General features: G+C 73.1%; 16 protein-coding genes. 12 read left to right on the top strand and 4 right to left on the bottom strand.

All coding sequences use genetic code 11. The features are described 5' to 3' along the window. Window positions 1–23: 23 nt before the first annotated feature. On the bottom strand, window positions 24–1763 hold the full coding sequence (locus Q0963_RS13720; RefSeq protein WP_299446942.1) for a SulP family inorganic anion transporter: 1740 nt from the start codon (window positions 1761–1763) through the stop codon (window positions 24–26). A gap of 239 nt (window positions 1764–2002) precedes the next feature. On the opposite strand from Q0963_RS13720, the gene recA reads away from it, so the two are divergent. Together recA and Q0963_RS13710 are read left to right on the top strand one after the other, a co-directional pair. After that, window positions 2003–3106 (top strand): recombinase RecA, encoded by a 1104-nt coding sequence (recA, locus tag Q0963_RS13715; RefSeq protein WP_299446939.1) that lies wholly within the window; start codon window positions 2003–2005, stop codon window positions 3104–3106. Between the two features lie 10 nt (window positions 3107–3116). Continuing rightward, on the top strand, window positions 3117–3698 hold the full coding sequence (locus Q0963_RS13710; protein ID WP_299446936.1) for a regulatory protein RecX: 582 nt from the start codon (window positions 3117–3119) through the stop codon (window positions 3696–3698). A gap of 13 nt (window positions 3699–3711) precedes the next feature. On the opposite strand, the gene Q0963_RS13705 is transcribed toward Q0963_RS13710, so the two are convergent. After that, complete coding sequence (locus tag Q0963_RS13705; RefSeq protein ID WP_299446933.1) at window positions 3712–4122, bottom strand: YccF domain-containing protein; 411 nt, start codon at window positions 4120–4122, stop codon at window positions 3712–3714. Between the two features lie 206 nt (window positions 4123–4328). Here Q0963_RS13705 and Q0963_RS13700 point away from each other — a divergent pair, with 206 nt between their 5' ends. The 6 genes from Q0963_RS13700 to miaB are packed head-to-tail and all read left to right on the top strand — an operon-like array spanning window position 4329 to window position 11048. After that, window positions 4329–5882 carry a circularly permuted type 2 ATP-grasp protein gene (locus tag Q0963_RS13700; RefSeq protein WP_299447193.1) on the top strand — a complete coding sequence of 518 codons (1554 nt, stop codon included), beginning with the start codon at window positions 4329–4331 and terminating at the stop codon, window positions 5880–5882. Continuing rightward, window positions 5876–6802 carry an alpha-E domain-containing protein gene (locus tag Q0963_RS13695; protein WP_299446930.1) on the top strand — a complete coding sequence of 309 codons (927 nt, stop codon included), beginning with the start codon at window positions 5876–5878 and terminating at the stop codon, window positions 6800–6802. The genes Q0963_RS13700 and Q0963_RS13695 overlap by 7 nt, the downstream gene beginning before the upstream one ends. A gap of 1 nt (window position 6803) precedes the next feature. Continuing rightward, entirely contained in the window at window positions 6804–7643 is an 840-nt protein-coding gene (locus Q0963_RS13690) for a transglutaminase family protein (protein WP_299446927.1), read from the top strand. Between the two features lie 45 nt (window positions 7644–7688). Beyond that, complete coding sequence (locus tag Q0963_RS13685) at window positions 7689–8702, top strand: ATP-binding cassette domain-containing protein (protein ID WP_299446924.1); 1014 nt, start codon at window positions 7689–7691, stop codon at window positions 8700–8702. Further along, complete coding sequence (locus tag Q0963_RS13680) at window positions 8699–9508, top strand: ABC transporter permease (protein ID WP_299446921.1); 810 nt, start codon at window positions 8699–8701, stop codon at window positions 9506–9508. The genes Q0963_RS13685 and Q0963_RS13680 overlap by 4 nt, the downstream gene beginning before the upstream one ends. Before the next feature lie 22 nt (window positions 9509–9530). Continuing rightward, window positions 9531–11048 carry a tRNA (N6-isopentenyl adenosine(37)-C2)-methylthiotransferase MiaB gene (gene miaB / locus Q0963_RS13675; protein WP_299446917.1) on the top strand — a complete coding sequence of 506 codons (1518 nt, stop codon included), beginning with the start codon at window positions 9531–9533 and terminating at the stop codon, window positions 11046–11048. Window positions 11049–11097: 49 nt separating this feature from the next. On the opposite strand, the gene Q0963_RS13670 is transcribed toward miaB, so the two are convergent. Beyond that, window positions 11098–11301, bottom strand: a complete 204-nt coding sequence (locus tag Q0963_RS13670) for a hypothetical protein (RefSeq protein ID WP_299446914.1) — start codon at window positions 11299–11301, stop codon at window positions 11098–11100. 171 nt (window positions 11302–11472) lie between these two features. Further along, the gene (locus Q0963_RS13665) at window positions 11473–11664 is read right to left on the bottom strand and encodes an antitoxin (protein ID WP_299446911.1); all 192 of its coding nucleotides are present in this window, start codon (window positions 11662–11664) and stop codon (window positions 11473–11475) included. Between the two features lie 148 nt (window positions 11665–11812). Here Q0963_RS13665 and def point away from each other — a divergent pair, with 148 nt between their 5' ends. The 4 genes from def (at window position 11813) to ggt (ending at window position 16241) form a co-directional block, all read left to right on the top strand. Further along, window positions 11813–12418 carry a peptide deformylase gene (gene def / locus Q0963_RS13660; RefSeq protein ID WP_299446908.1) on the top strand — a complete coding sequence of 202 codons (606 nt, stop codon included), beginning with the start codon at window positions 11813–11815 and terminating at the stop codon, window positions 12416–12418. An 11-nt stretch (window positions 12419–12429) separates the two neighbouring features. Continuing rightward, on the top strand, window positions 12430–13422 hold the full coding sequence (gene miaA, locus Q0963_RS13655) for a tRNA (adenosine(37)-N6)-dimethylallyltransferase MiaA (protein ID WP_299446905.1): 993 nt from the start codon (window positions 12430–12432) through the stop codon (window positions 13420–13422). Then, entirely contained in the window at window positions 13415–14293 is an 879-nt protein-coding gene (dapF, locus tag Q0963_RS13650; RefSeq protein ID WP_299446902.1) for a diaminopimelate epimerase, read from the top strand. The genes miaA and dapF overlap by 8 nt, the downstream gene beginning before the upstream one ends. A gap of 73 nt (window positions 14294–14366) precedes the next feature. Next, window positions 14367–16241: a gamma-glutamyltransferase gene (gene ggt / locus Q0963_RS13645; protein ID WP_299446899.1), complete on the top strand. Its 1875-nt coding sequence runs from the start codon at window positions 14367–14369 to the stop codon at window positions 16239–16241. The last annotated feature ends 20 nt before the right edge of the window (window positions 16242–16261 follow it).

The raw sequence follows: 16261 nt of genomic DNA, 5'->3' as shown, positions 1-16261 counted from the left end.
CCTCGGAGGGGGCCGTCACGAGGTCACGGCTCGTCGCCGCCGCCCGGTCGGGCGCGGAACGCGGCCACCGCGGTCGGGAGGGTCGGGAAGACCATCGCGCGCCCCACCCGGTCGAGGACCCCGCTCGCGGCCAGCTCGTGCAGCAGGTCCTGCTTGACCCGGGCGAGGCCGAGCACGATGCCGCGGGCCTCGAGGTCGGCGCGCAGCCGGTCGAGGGCCTCCATGCTCGTGAGGTCGACCTCGACGTTGGCCTCGGCGTTGACGACGAACCACTCGACGGGGCTCGGCGCCTCGTCGACCGCGAGCATGGCGCGGTGCCGGAAGTCCTCGGCGTTGGCGAAGAAGAGGGGGGAGTCGTAGCGGAACACGACGAGTCCGGGCACCTGCTGGGCCCCGGGGTAGTCGTCGACGTCGTGCATCCCCGCGAGCCCCGGGACGAACCCGAGGGTCGCGTCGTGGGGGCGGGCGACCCGGCGCAGCAGGTCCCCGAGCGAGAGGGCGACGGCCACGAGGATGCCGTCGAGCACCCCGAGGACGAAGACCCCGAGCGTCGTCGCGACGAGGAGCACGAGCTCGCTGCGCCGGTAGCGGGCGACAGCCCGGATGCCGACGACGTCGATGAGGCGGCTCGCCGCGAAGACGACGAGCGCGCCGAGGGCGGCCTTGGGGAAGGCGGCGATGACCGGGGCCAGCGCGAGCACGGCGACGGCGACGGTGGCGAGGGTGGCGAGGGAGTGCAGCTGGGTCCGGGCGCCGGCGGCGGCCCCGATGGCGGTCCGGCTGCCGCTGCTGCTGCTGGGGAAGCCGCTGAGGAGGCCACCGAGGAGGTTGGCGCCGCCGAGGGCGAGGAACTCCTGGTTGGTGTCGATCCGCTCGTGCCGGCGGGCCGCGAAGGCTCGCGCCGTGAGCACGTTGTCGGAGTAGGCGACGACGGCGATGCCGAGGGCCGGCCCGAGCATCGGCACGATCTCGCGCAGGTCGAGCCGGGGGAGGGTGAGGTCGGGGACGACGGCCGGCAACGGGCCCACCGTCACGATGCCGAGGTCGGTGAGCCGGAGGGCGGCGACGAGGCCGGCACCGGCGAGGACGGCGACCAGGGGGCCCGGCACCCGCGGGGCGACCCGGGCCAGCCCGAAGAGCAGGACGAGCAGGCCGGCGGTCAGCGCCACGGTGGGCCAGTGGGCCTCGTCGGCGCTGCGCACGGCGCTCCACACCTGGGCCGGGAGGGAGTCGCCGTCGACGGGGATCCCGGTGAGGGCGTCGATCTGGCTCACGACCATGAGCACCGCCACCCCGGCCATGTACCCGATGAGGACCGGGCGCGAGAGGAGGTCGGCGAGGAAGCCCAGGCCGACGAGCCAGCCGACGAGGCACAGGACGCCGCAGACGACGGCGAGGGCCGCTGCGAACGCCGCCCGGTCGGAGGCGGCGGACACCCCGATCGCCGCGAGGGCCGTGGCCGTCATGAGCGCCGTCGTCGACTCCGGCCCCACGGAGAGCTGCCGGGAGGTACCGAGCACGGCGTAGGCGAGGGTCGGCCCGACGATGGCGACGAGCCCCGCCGCCGGGGGGAGCCCCGCGATCTGGGCGTAGGCCATGACCTGGGGGACGAGGTAGGCGGCCACCGTGACCCCGGCGATGAGGTCACCCCGCAGCCAGCTGCGCCGGTAGTGGCGCAGGACCACCAGACCGGGCAGCAAGGTGGCGAGCGTCACCGGGCCCCGCTTCGAGAGCGGACGATGCCGCCCCGGTGTCGTGGTCACCGTCGGATTCGACCACACCCGTCGGCGTGTCGTCACGGCTTCCCGGATCTCGAACACGTGTTCGTCTACGCTCGTCCACAGGTGGTGGCTCCGGCGGCATCCGTCCACAGGCTCCACGGCGGCCCGGGACGGCTGTCGGTGCCTCCACCTAGCGTCTGACCAGACCTCGCGACAGGACCGACTGCGGGGGTGGTCGCCGGTGGACGCGACCGATGACACGACGAAGGAACAGGTGTGACATGGCTGGATCCAATGGTGCGCGCGGTGCTGTCCTGACCCCGCCCGCGGTCAACACGAAGAACGGTGGCGGCGGCGAGCGCGACAAGGCCATCGCCTCCGTCATGGCCCAGATCGAGAAGCAGCACGGCAAGGGTGCCGTGATGCGCCTCGGCGACGACGTCCGCCCGCCCATCGCCGTCATCCCCACCGGGTCGATCGCGCTCGACGTCGCGCTCGGCATCGGCGGCCTGCCCCGCGGCCGCGTCGTCGAGATCTACGGCCCGGAGTCCTCGGGTAAGACCACCGTCGCGCTCCACGCCGTCGCCAACGCACAGCGGGCCGGGGGCATCGCGGCGTTCATCGACGCCGAGCACGCCCTCGACCCCGAGTACGCCAAGAAGCTCGGTGTCGACACCGACGCGCTCCTGGTGTCCCAGCCCGACACCGGCGAGCAGGCGCTCGAGATCGCCGACATGCTCATCCGGTCCGGGGCCCTCGACATCATCGTCATCGACTCCGTCGCGGCGCTCGTGCCGCGGGCCGAGATCGAGGGCGAGATGGGCGACAGCCACGTCGGCCTCCAGGCCCGGCTCATGTCGCAGGCGTTGCGCAAGATCACCGGTGCCCTCAACACCACCGGCACGACGGCGATCTTCATCAACCAGCTCCGCGAGAAGATCGGGGTCATGTTCGGCTCGCCCGAGACGACCACCGGTGGCAAGGCGCTGAAGTTCTACGCCTCGGTCCGCCTCGACGTCCGCCGGATCGAGACGCTCAAGGACGGCACCGACCCGGTCGGCAACCGCACCCGCTGCAAGGTCGTCAAGAACAAGGTCTCCCCGCCGTTCAAGCAGGCCGAGTTCGACATCCTCTACGGGCAGGGCATCTCCCGCGAGGGTGGCCTCATCGACATGGGCGTCGACCACGGCTTCGTCCGCAAGGCCGGTGCCTGGTACACGATGGACGGCGACCAGCTCGGGCAGGGCAAGGAGAACGCGCGGCAGTTCCTCAAGGACAACCCCGAGCTCTCCGACGAGCTCGAGAAGAAGATCAAGGAGAAGCTCGGCATCGGGGTGCCGCGGCCCGAGGAGTCGGCGACCGCCGACGTCCCGGTCGACTTCTGACCCGGCGCCGATGGCGTTCAGTGACGGCACGGCTCCGCCGCCCGAGTGGGCGGCGGGGCCGGCCGTCCCGCCGGACCCCGACGCCGACCCGCGCTCCCGGGGTGCCGAGCCCGACCCGCACGACTGGGCCCGCCAGATCGTGCTCCGGCAGCTGACGGCCGCGCCCCGCAGCCGGTCCCAGCTCGAGCAGGCGCTCCGCCGCAAGAACTGCCCCGACGACGTCGCCGCGGACGTCCTGGACCGGATGGAGGAGGTCGGGCTCGTCGACGACGAGGCCTATGCCGGGATGCTCGTGCGGTCCCAGCAGTCCGGGCGCGGGCTGGCCCGGCGGGCGCTGCGCCAGGAGCTGCGCAGGAAGGGCGTCGACGACGACACCGCGGACGCGGCGCTGGCCGAGGTCGACCCGCACGCCGAGGAGGACCGCGCCCGCGAGCTCGTCGCCAAGAAGATGCGCTCCATGCACGGCCTCGAGCCGCACGTGCAGACCCGGCGGCTCGCCGGCCTGCTCGCGCGCAAGGGCTACGACGCCGAGGTGGCGATGCGGGTCGTGCGCGAGGCCGTCCGGGAGGCGCCCGAGCACCTCCGCGACTGACCCGCTCGCGGTGTCACAAGGAGTGCAGTGGGCGCCGGCCCGGCGGCAGCGAGTCGCTCGGCACGATCTCCTTGCCGTAGGGCACGAGCGAGATCGGCAGCATCTTGAGGTTCGCGATGGCCAGCGGGATCCCGATGATCGTCACGGCCTGCGCGGCCGCCGTCGTGAGGTGCCCGAGGGCCAGCCACCACCCCGCCAGCACGATCCAGACGACGTTGAGCACCGCGGACCCGGCGCCGGCCCCCGGCTTCTCGACGACGGCCCGGCCGAAGGGCCACAGCGCGTAGCTGGCCATCCGGAACGACGCGACCCCGAGGGGGATGGTGACGATGAGGATGCAGAACAGCACTCCGGCCAGGGCGTAGCCCAGGGCGAGCCACAGCCCGCCGAAGACGAACCAGATGATGTTGAGCAGCGTGCGCATCGAACCTCCGCGATCTCGGTACGCCTCAGCCTGTCACGGCCTCTGTCGCAGCCGGATCGGGGGTTCCCCTGAAACACGCCCGAGATCGGGCGGTGATGACACGGTCATCCTTTCGACATAGGTTCTTCAGGGTGAGCGAGCCGACGAGCACCGACGGTCAGGGCAGCCTGTTCGAGGGGTACCGGCTCGGCGTCGCCTGGGACGAGATGCTGGGCGCACCGGGTGAGCCGCGGACCCCGTACAAGCCGGTGTTCCACACCCTGCGCTCGATGACGGGGACGACGCTCAAGGAACGCGCCGACATCCTGGCCCGGTCCTACCTCGACCAGGGCGTGACCTTCGACTACGCGGGGGAGGAGCGCCCGTTCCCGCTCGACGCCGTCCCCCGGGTCATCTCGGCCCACGAGTGGCAGGTCATCGAGTCGGGGGTCGCCCAGCGGGTGACCGCCCTCGAGGCGTTCCTCGACGACATCTACTCGCGGGAGGGGGAGATCCCGCGGGCGGTCCACGAGGGCATCGTGCCGTGGCGCCTCATCGCCAGCTCCAACCACTACCACCGCGCGGTCATGGGGATCCGCCCGCCGAACGGGGTGCGGGTCCACGTCGCCGGTGTCGACCTGGTCCGCGACGAGCAGGGCACCTTCCGCGTCCTCGAGGACAACGTGCGCGTCCCGTCCGGGGTCAGCTACGTCATCGCCAACCGGCGGGCCATGGCCAACGTCTTCCCCGAGGCGTTCGCGACGATGCGGATCCGCCCGGTCAACGACTACCCGCGGATGCTCCTGGCGGCGCTGCGGGCCGCCGCCCCCGACGGCGCGAGCGACCCGACCGTCGTCGTCCTCACCCCCGGGGTCTTCAACTCGGCGTACTTCGAGCACGCCCTCCTCGCCCGGATGATGGGCGTCGAGCTCGTCGAGGGCCGCGACCTCGTGTGCGTCGGCGGCCAGGTGCGGATGCGCACGACCACCGGTGACCGGCCCGTCGACGTCATCTACCGCCGGGTCGACGACGAGTTCATCGACCCGGTGCACTTCCGCGGCGACTCGGTGCTCGGCATCGCCGGGCTGACCTCCGCCATGCGGGCGGGCCGGGTCTCGGTCGCGAACGCCATCGGCAACGGGGTGGCCGACGACAAGCTCATCTACAGCTACCTCCCCGAGCTCATCCGGTTCTACCTCGACGAGGACCCGATCCTCCCCAACGTCGACACCTACCGCTGCGCCGACGGCGGCGAGGCCCTGCAGCACGTGCTCGACCACCTCGACGAGATGGTCGTCAAGCCGGTCGACGGCTCCGGCGGCAAGGGCCTCGTCGTCGGGCCCCGCGCCGACGGCCCCACCCTCGACCGGCTCCGCCGCACCCTCGAGGACGACCCGCGCGGCTGGATCGCCCAGCCGGTCGTCCAGCTCTCGACCGTCCCGACCTTCATCGACGGCGCCCTCGCGCCACGGCACGTCGACCTGCGCCCGTTCGCGGTCAACAACGGCGAGCAGGTGCGGGTGCTCCCCGGCGGTCTCACCAGGGTCGCGCTGCCCGAGGGGGAGCTCGTCGTCAACTCCAGCCAGGGCGGCGGGTCCAAGGACACCTGGGTGCTCTCGGACCGGCGAGCCAGCGTGCCGGCCACCGCGAGCTCCTCGGACAACCGGGAGGTGGTCGTCATGACGGCCCCCACCGCGTCCCTGGAGGACAGCATGCGGGCCCAGCAGCAGCAACAGCAGCAGGACCGGGAGCGGGCCGCGGCGGGTGAGCCGACGTGCTGAGCCGGATCGCCGAGTCCCTGTTCTGGATCGGCCGCTACACCGAGCGCGCCGACGGCACCGCCCGCATCGTCGACGTGCTGCGCCTGCAGCTGCTCGAGGACCCCGCCGCCGACGAGGCCGCCATCTCGCACACGGTGCTGTCGGTGATCATGGGCCTGCCCGGGCGGCCCGACACCTCGTTCGACGACGTCGGCGCCTCCCTCGTCTTCGACCGGTCCAACGCGAGCTCCATCACGGGGGCGTGGTTCGCCGCCCGCGAGAACGCCCGCCGGGCCCGCGAGACCCTCTCGACCGAGCTGTGGGAGGGGATCAACACGACGTGGCACCGGTGGAACGGCTTCGGGCGGGGGGTCGTCACCGACCGGCACCTGTCCTGGGTCCGGGAACGGGCGGCCCTCGTCTCGGGCATCGCGGACTCCACGATGTCGCACGACGAGGCGTGGGACTTCCTCGTCCTCGGCCGCAGCATCGAGCGGGCCGACATGACCGCCCGGCTCGTCGCCACCGGCGGCCTCCCCGGCGGCGGAGCACCCTGGTCGGTCGTGCTGTCCAGCTGTGGTGCTCAGCAGGCGTTCATGCGCAGCCAGCGCGGCCTGCTCACCGACGACCGGGCCGCCGCCTTCCTCGTCCTCGACCGGGAGTTCCCCCGGTCGGTGTTCTTCTCGCTCACCGAGGCCGAGAACCGCCTCGTGGCGCTGGCCCCGCCACAGGACGAGGGCATCGGCATCGCCGACGAGGCCCGGCGCCAGCTCGGCCGCATCCGGACCTCCCTGGAGTACCGCAACCCCGCCGACGTCATCGCCGACCTCCCCGCCCAGATGCGGCGGGTGCAGGTGGCGGTCGACTCCGCCTCCACCGCCATCGCCGGCCGCTACTTCCAGTCGGGGCCGCTGACGACCTGGACCAAGGACGGGATCTGACGTGCGCCGCTACCGCATCGTCCACACGACGACCCTCGCCTACGACGGCCCGATCCGGGCCGCCCACAACGAGCTGCGGATGACCCCCCTCAACGAGCCGGGGCAGACGACGCTCGAGAACCGCATCCGGATCCGGCCCATGACGTGGAGCCACGTGTACCGCGACCACTGGGGGACCCACGTCATGGCGATGGAGAGCCTCGCGGAGCACCAGCGGCTCGACATCGAGGCGATCTCCACCGTCGAACGCGTCGAGACCGACGAGCCCGAGCCGACCTGCGACTGGGCGGCCGTGCACGACCCCGCGGTCCAGGACCGGCTGTACGAATGGCTCATGCTCTCGCCGCGCACCCGACCGGGCGAGGAGGTCCGCGAGCTCGTCGAGGCGGTGCGCGGGGAGCCGTCGCCGCGCCAGGCGGCCGACGCGGTCTGCCGGCGGGTGCGGGAGGCGATGGAGTACAAGCCCGGGTCCACCGGGGTGCACAGCCGCGGTGAGGAGGCCTGGCGGGAACGGGCCGGGGTCTGCCAGGACTTCGCCCACATCACGATCGGCGCCCTGCGCGCGCTCGGGATCCCGGCGCGGTACGTCTCGGGCTACCTCGTGCCGCGGCGGGACCTCGAGGTCGGCGAGACCGCCACCGGCGAGAGCCACGCGTGGGTCGAGTTCTGGGACGACGCGTGGGTCCCGGCCGACCCGACCAACGGCACCGGCGTCGGCGTCGACCACGTCGTCGTCGCCCGTGGGCGCGACTACGACGACGTGCCGCCGTTCAAGGGCATCTACTCCGGCCGGGCGACCGCGGCTCTCGACGTCGTCGTCGCCATCACCCGCCTCGCCTGAGGCCCAGCGAGCAGGAGACGACGTGACGGATGCAGAGGAGACGACGTGACGGATGCAGTGGTGGCGCAGGGGCTGACGAAGTACTACGGCTCCGGCGACCGGGCGGTGCGCGCTCTCGACGGCCTCGACCTGCGGGTCGAGGAGGGGACCGTCGTGGGCCTGCTCGGCCCGAACGGCGCCGGGAAGACGACGACGATCAAGGTGCTCACCACCCTGCTCGTCCCGGACGCGGGCTCCGCCCACGTGCTCGGCCAGGACGTGCTCGCCCACCCGGCCGCCGTGCGGCGCACCATCGGCGTCAGCGGCCAGTACGCGGCGGTCGACGAGTACCTCACCGGTTTCGAGAACCTCGACATGGTCGGGCGGCTGTACCACCTGGGGGCGCGAGCCGCGCGGGAGCGGGCCCGCGAGCTGCTGGAGCAGTTCGACCTGGCCGACGCGGCGGACCGCCAGGTCAAGGGCTACTCCGGCGGCATGCGCCGCCGCCTCGACCTCGCCGGTGCGCTCGTGGCCCGCCCGCCCGTCCTCTTCCTCGACGAGCCGACGACCGGCCTGGACCCGCGGTCCCGCCTCGGTATGTGGGGCGTCATCACCGACCTCGTGCGGGGCGGCACGACGCTGCTCCTCACGACCCAGTACCTCGAGGAGGCGGACCAGCTCGCCGACCGGATCGCCGTCATCGACCACGGCAAGGTGATCGCGGAGGGCACCGCCGACGACCTCAAGGACCGGCTGGGGGGTGAGCGCGTCGAGGTGGTCGTCACCCACGACGACGATCTCGGCCGGGCCCGCGAGGTCCTCTCCGGTGTCGGGGTGGGCGAGGCGGTCGTCGACGCCCGCAGCCGGCGGCTGACGGTGCCGGTCACCGGTGGGGCGGGGGTCCTCGTCGAGGTCGTCCGCAGGCTCGACGACGCCGCCATCGCGGTCTCCGACCTCGCGCTGCGCCGGCCGACCCTCGACGACGTGTTCCTCACCCTCACCGGGCACGCCCCGGCGGAGGACGACGAGGCCGACGCGGACGCCCACGACCCCGCCACCAGCAGGACGGAGGCCCGATGAGCACGTTCACGCGCGCCGCCAGTGACGCCGCCACGGTCACCCGCCGCAACCTCATCAAGATCCGGCGGGTCCCCGACCTGCTCGTCTTCACGACCCTGCAGCCGATCATGTTCGTCCTGCTCTTCGCCTACGTCTTCGGCGGGGCGATCGGCACCCAGGGCACCGGCGTCGACTACAAGGAGTTCCTCATCGCGGGGATCTTCGCCCAGACGGTGGTCTTCGGCAGCACCTTCACCGGCTACAGCATCGCCGAGGACCTCCAGAAGGGGTTCATCGACCGGTTCCGCACGCTGCCGATGTCGCCGTCGGCCATGCTCTTCGGCCGCACCCTCTCGGACGTCTTCAACAACGTCATCAGTCTCGTCGTCATGGGCCTGAGCGGGCTCGTCGTCGGCTGGCGCATCCGCGGCTCGGCCCTGGACGCGCTGGGCGGCGCCCTGGTGCTCCTCGTGTTCGCCTACGCCATCTCGTGGGTCATGGCGCTCGTCGGGCTCCTCGTGCGCACGCCGGAGGTCGTCAACAACGCCAGCTTCATCGTCATCTTCCCGATGACCTTCATCGCCAACACGTTCGTCAACCCCGAGACCCTGCCCGGGCCGCTGCGCACCTTCGCGTACTGGAACCCGGTCTCCAGCGTCACCCAGGCGGCCCGCGAGCTCTTCGGCAACACCAACCCGGACTTCCCGCCGCCGGACGTGTGGTCGCTGCAGCACCCGGTGCTGTACTCCCTCATCTGGTCGGCGCTCGTCCTCGCCGTCTTCGTCCCGCTCGCGGTCCGGCAGTACCAGCGCACGACCTCGCGCTGAGCGGCCGTACCCTGGTCGGGCCATGACTGTGACGAAGACCTACGACGTGCGCACCCACGGGTGCCAGATGAACGTGCACGACTCCGAGCGGCTCGCGGGCCTCCTCGAGACCGCCGGGTACGTCGACCTCGCGGGGGTCCCCGCCGAGGAGCGCCCCGAGGTCGCCGACGTCGTCGTCTTCAACACCTGCGCGGTCCGCGAGAACGCCGACAACAAGCTGTACGGCAACCTCGGCCAGCTCCGCCCGGCGAAGCAGCGCAACCCCGACCTCCAGATCGCCGTCGGCGGGTGCATGGCCCAGAAGGACCGCGAGACGATCGTCGCGCGCGCTCCGTGGGTCGACGTCGTGTTCGGCACCCACAACATCGGCAGCCTCCCGGCGCTGCTCGACCGGGCCCGGCACAACAAGCGGGCCGAGGTCGAGATCCTCGAGTCCTTGGAGACCTTCCCGTCGACGCTGCCGACCCGCCGCGACTCCGCGTTCGCCGGGTGGGTGTCGATCTCGGTGGGCTGCAACAACACGTGCACGTTCTGCATCGTTCCGAGCCTGCGGGGCAAGGAGCAGGACCGGCGCCCCGGCGACGTGCTCGCCGAGATCGAGGCCCTCGTCGCGCAGGGTGTCGTCGAGGTGACGCTGCTCGGGCAGAACGTCAACACCTACGGGGTCGAGTTCGGCGACCGGCTGGCCTTCGGCAAGCTGCTGCGCGCCTGTGGCGGCATCGACGGCCTCGAGCGGGTCCGCTTCACGAGCCCGCACCCCGCCGCGTTCACGGACGACGTCATCGCCGCGATGGCCGAGACGCCCAACGTCATGCCGAGCCTGCACATGCCGCTGCAGTCGGGGTCCGACCGGGTCCTCAAGGCGATGCGGCGCAGCTACCGGAGCGAGAGGTTCCTCGGGATCATCGACCGCGTCCGCGCCGCGATGCCGGACGCCGCCATCACCACCGACATCATCGTCGGCTTCCCCGGGGAGACCGAGGAGGACTTCGCGCAGACCCTGCGCGTCGTCGAGGCGTCCCGCTTCTCGAGCGCCTTCACGTTCCAGTACTCGATCCGGCCCGGCACCCCGGCCGCCACCATGGACCACCAGGTGCCCAAGGAGGTCGTCCAGGAGCGCTTCGACCGGCTCATCGCCCTCCAGGAGCAGATGTCCTGGGCCGGCAACCGCGAGCTCGAGGGCCGCGAGGTCGAGGTGCTCGTCGCGCCGGGGGAGGGCCGCAAGGACGCCGAGACCCTCCGCATCTCGGGCCGGGCCCGCGACAACCGCCTCGTGCACGTCGCCGTCCCCGACGGGGCGGCCCGGCCGCGGCCCGGCGACATGGTGACCGCCGGTGTCACGTACGGGGCGCCGCACCACCTCGTCGCCGACAGCGGGGTGCAGGGTGGCTCGTACTCGGTGCGCCGCACCGCGGGCGGTGACGCGTGGGAGGCGCTGCAGGGAGCCGCGGTGCCCGGCAAGCCGGCGGTCTCGCTCGGGATGCCGGCCATGGGGCGCCCCGAACCGGCGACCACGACAGCGCCCGCCTGCTCGGCCTGAGCCGAGAGACGGGCGTGGGGTGTGGCGGGCCCACCGGCCCGCCCGAGGGTCAGGCGAAGAGCGCCAGGGCTGCCATGACGATGGCGACGAGCACGGCGATCCCGACACCGATGAGGATGGGGCGCCGAACGCTGCGGCGGCGGGCCTCGACCTCGGCCCGCTCGCGGGTGGTCTCCGCGACCGCCTGGTACAGCGGGGTGGGGTCGAACGGCTGGATGTCGAGCTTGGGGAGCCCAGAAGTCCAATGCGACATTGCTCGTCCTTCCGCTGATGTGATTCACGCACCCTAGGACGGGAACGGCACTGCCGCAGCCGAACCGCCGTCGGGTGCCACACCTCGGGCCGAACGCTCCGAGATCCTGGCCGAACGGACGAGACCCCCGCCCGGAGGTCCGGACGGGGGTCTCGCGGCGTCGGATGTGCGTCAGGGCTCACCGACCGACTCGTCGGCCTTGGCCTGGGCCTGGTCGACCTTGTCGGCGTACTTGCCGCCCGTGGCGGAGTCGACGGCGTCGCCGCCGCGCTCGATGGCCTGGTCGCTGAGCGACTCGACCTTGTCCGGGTGCTGATCGGTGAGCTCGGTGAGCTTGTCCTTGGCCTTGTCAAGGAAACCCATCGGTCACCTCCTTCCGGTCGGAGACCTGTCGTGCTCCCCGCGAGGGGGGCACCCCCAGTCCACACCCGATGGGCTGCGAGCACCACCCCTTTCGGCCCGGCCATTCCCCGCCGTCGGCGCCCGGTGAGGCTCTGGAACAATCTCGCGCATGACCATCCGCCCCGTCGTGATCACCGGAGAGCCCGTCCTCCACCGCCGAGCCGAGCCGGTCGACGTCATCGACGACGACATCCGCCTGCTCGTCGCCGACATGTTCGAGACGATGGACGCCGCCCGCGGCGTGGGCCTGGCCGCCCCGCAGATCGGCGTCGGGCTGCGGATCTTCACCTGGCAGCTCGGCAACGAGGACGGCATCCCGCCGCGCGGCGTCGTCATCAACCCCTACCTCGTGGCCGCCAAGCCCGTGGTCGGCGAGCCCGACCCGCACGACGAGGTCGAGGGCTGCCTGTCGGTGCCGGGCGAGTCCTTCCCGCTGCGCCGGGGGACCACGGCCGTCCTCACCGGGCAGGACATCGACGGCCGCGAGCTGCGATACGAGGCCACCGGCTGGTTCGCCCGGATGCTCCAGCACGAGTACGACCACCTCAACGGGTTCCTCTACGTCGACCGGCTCGAGGGCAAGTGGGCCCGCAAGGCGAAGAAGGCCGTGCGGGCGAACGGGTGGGGGACCCCCGGCCAGTCGTGGATGCCCGGCGAGGACCGCGACCCGTTCGGGCACGACGACGACACCCCCGACGACGAGCGCATCGACTGACGCACCCGGTGATGGATCCCCGCGACGAGGGTGCCGGCGTCCCGGCGGCCCCGGCCGCCGGGCTCGTCGTGGCGGTCGTCGGCGCGACGGCGACGGGCAAGTCGGATCTCGGGGTCGCGCTCGCGCTCCGGTTCGGGGGCGAGGTCGTCGGTGCCGACGCCTCGCAGCTGTACCGGGGCATGGACATCGGCACGGCCAAGCTCGCGCCCGAGGAGCGCGGGGGCGTGCCGCACCACCAGCTGGACGTGCTCGACGTCACCGAGGAGGCGAGCGTCGCGGCGTACCAGCGGCACGCCCGGGCCGACATCGACGCCGTCCTGGCGCGCGGTGCCGTCCCCGTCGTCGTCGGCGGGTCCGGCCTGTACGTGCGGGCCGCCCTGGACCACCTCGAGATCCCGCCCACCGACCCCGACGTGCGCGACGCGCTCGAGGCCCGGGCCCGCGCCGAGGGGACGGCGGCGTTGTACGCCGAGCTCGGCCGCCTCGACCCCACCGCTGCGCACGCGATCGAGCCGGGCAACACCCGGCGGGTCGTGCGCGCGCTCGAGGTCATCGCCCTCACCGGGCGGCCGTTCAGCGCGACGATGCCGCGCCGCGAGTTCGTCCGCCCCACCGTCGTCGTCGGGCTGCGGCTGGACCGCGAGACCCTCGACGCCCGGATCGCCCACCGGACCCGGGCGATGTTCGACGCCGGGCTCGTCGAAGAGGCCCGCGGCCTGCTCCCACGTGGGCTGCGCGAGGGCCGCACGGCGAGCCGTGCCGTCGGCTACGCCCAGGCGCTGGCCGTCATCGACGGCACGATGAGCGTCCAGGACGCCGTGGACGACACCGCCCTGCGCACCCGCAGGCTCGTCCGCCGGCAGGAGTCGTGGTTCGGCGCCGACCCGAGGATCACGTGGTTCGACGCGCTCGACCCGGACCTCGTCGACCGGGTCGCCGGCCACGTCGAGACGGCGGGTGCCCGGCTGCGACGCGGTGGATGGGACGATGGGCCGCATGGCTGACCGGATGGCGTTCACGAAGGGCCACGGGACCGAGAACGACTTCGTCCTCGTGCCCGACCTCGACGGGGCCCTGGGCCTCTCGGCCGCACGGGCCGCCTGGCTCGCCGACCGCCGCGCCGGGGTCGGCGGCGACGGCGTCATCCGGGTCGTCCCCACCGAGCTCGCCGACGAGGCGCACGTGCGGGAGCAGGCAGGGGCCGCGCGCTGGTTCATGGACTACCGCAACGCCGACGGGTCGGCCTCCGAGATGTGCGGCAACGGCACCCGGGTCTTCGCCGAGTACCTGCGCCGCGAGGGGCTCGAGGCCGGCGACGAGTTCGTCATCGCGACCCGGGCCGGGGCCAAGCAGGTCCGGGCGGACGCCGACGGCTGGGCCGTCGACCTCGGGCCGTGGCGGCTGGCCGACGCCCCGACGGCCGAGCGGGACGGCTTCGACGCCCTCGTCCACATCGGCGACGGCGACCCGTACTCGGCGGTGTCGGTGGACCTCGGCAACCCGCACACCGTCGTCGCCCTGCCCGAGGAGATCGACCTCGCGACGGTCGACCTCGGCCGTGCTCCCACCGTCAACCCCGAGCCGGTCAACGGCACCAACGTCGAGGTCGTCCGGCCCATGGGCCCGGGGCACATCGCGATGCGGGTCCACGAGCGTGGCGTCGGCGAGACCCGGTCGTGCGGCACCGGCGCGTGCGCGGCGGCCATCGCCACCAGCTTCTGGGCGGGGTCCCTCGACACCGGGGCCACCTGGCTCGTCGATGTCCCCGGTGGGCGGCTGACGGTGCGGTTGCTGCCCGACCACGGGGTCGAGCTGGCTGGGCCGGCCGTGCTCGTCGCCGACGGCTCCGTCCCGGCCGACGCCCTGCCCGCCTGACGCTCCGCCGGGCCGGCGCCACCCGCGCCCCGCTCCGGTGGCGGGGTCCGCCACCCCGTCCTACGGTGCTGCGATGGGGACCTCACGTAACGGCTCGTCCACCCGCACCGCTCGTCGCCTCGCGGCCGGAGTCGCCCTCGGCGCCGCCGCCGCGCTGGCACTCGGCACGCCGGCCGCGAGCGCCGGCCCGGACGGCGACCGGCCGGGCCGGGGCGGGCCGCCGCCCACGGGGCACGACCTGCCGAAGGTCCCCGTCATGACCGGCTCCGGCGGCGCGGTGGCCTCCGTCGACGCGGTCGCGAGCCAGATCGGCATCGACGTGCTCGCGGACGGGGGTACCGCGACCGACGCCGCGGTGGCGACCGCGGCGGCGCTCGGCGTCACCGAGCCGTACTCGACGGGCATCGGTGGTGGCGGCTTCTTCGTCCACTACGACGCGGCGACCGGGGCGGTCGAGACCATCGACGGGCGCGAGGCGGCCCCGATGACGTACGACGAGACGGTGTTCCTCGACGACGCCGGGGCGCCGATGCCGTTCTGGAAGGTCGTGAACTCCGGGCTGTCGGTCGGGGTGCCGGGGACGCCCGCCACCTGGGAGCGGGCCGTGGAGCGGTGGGGCACCCAGCGTTTGGGCGACCTGCTGAAGCCCGCCGAGCGGCTGGCCCGGACGGGGTTCGTCGTAGACCAGACCTTCCACGACCAGACGGTCGCCAACTCCGAGCGGTTCTCGATGTTCCCCGAGACGGCCCGGGTCTTCCTGCCCGGGGGAGAGGCCCCGGCGGTCGGGTCGGTCTTCCGCAACCCCGACATGTCGCGGGCCTACCGCGAGCTGCGGACCCACGGCGTCGACAGCCTGTACGACGGCCGCATGGGGCGGGCCGTCGTCGCCGAGGTGCAGGAGCCGACGACCGCCCCCGGGGTCGAGGTGCCGAAGGGTGAGATGACCCGGGCCGACCTCGCGGCCTACGCGACGCGGGACAAGGCACCGGTCCGCTCGGAGTTCGCCGGCCGCGACGTCTACGGCATGCCGGTGCCCAGCAGCGGCGGCATCACGGTGGCCGAGATTCTCAACCTCATGGAGGCCTACGAGGAGCGCACCGGCACCCCGACCTCCGGCGTCGACGACGTGCAGTACCTGCACCGGTTCTCGGAGGCCTCCGCCACCGCCTTCGCGGACCGCAACCGCTACATCGGCGACGTGCCCGGCGTGCCGACCGAGGAGCTCGTCTCGCAGGCGTTCGCCGACGAGCGCTCGTGCCTGTTCGAGGCCGGCGCGGCGATGGCGCGGCCGGTGCCGTTCGGCAACCCGGACGGCGACTACGCCGAGTGCGACGGCGGGGAGCCCGCGGGCGTCCTGCCGCACGAGGGCATGTCGACGACGCACCTGTCGGTCATCGACCGGTGGGGCAACGCGGTGTCCTACACCTCGACGATCGAGCAGACCGGCGGGTCGGGCATCACCGTCCCCGGCTGGGGGTTCCTCCTCAACAACGAGCTGACCGACTTCGAGTTCAGGCCGATCACGCCCGGGGTGCCCCACCCGAACCTCCCCGGGCCCGGCAAGCGGCCCCGGTCGTCGATGTCCCCGACGATCGTCGTCGGCGCCGATGGCCTCGAGCTCGTCGCGGGCAGCCCCGGCGGCTCGACGATCATCACGACGGTCGCCCAGATCGTCCTCGGCCACTACGAGCGCGGGCTGAGCGTCGGTGACGCCGTCGCCGCGCCCCGCCTCTCGAGCCGCAACGGCTCCAGCGAGTCGGCCGAGCCGCAGATCGCCGGCACCGACGTGGGTGCCGGGCTCACCGCGCTCGGGCACCGGCTCTCGCCGACGGCGGAGATCGGAGCGGCGACGGCCATCGGCGTCCTCGGTCCGAACCGGTACACCGCGGCGGCCGAGCCCACCCGTCGCGGCGGTGGGTCGGCGATGGTCGTGCACGCAGAGGACTGATCCGAGGCGTGTCCCGCGGG

Source organism: uncultured Phycicoccus sp. (assembly GCF_947495705.1).
Lineage (GTDB): Bacteria > Actinomycetota > Actinomycetes > Actinomycetales > Dermatophilaceae > Phycicoccus.
Note: the sequence above shows the minus strand (reverse complement) of the source record. Positions and strands in the feature narration are given on the sequence as shown.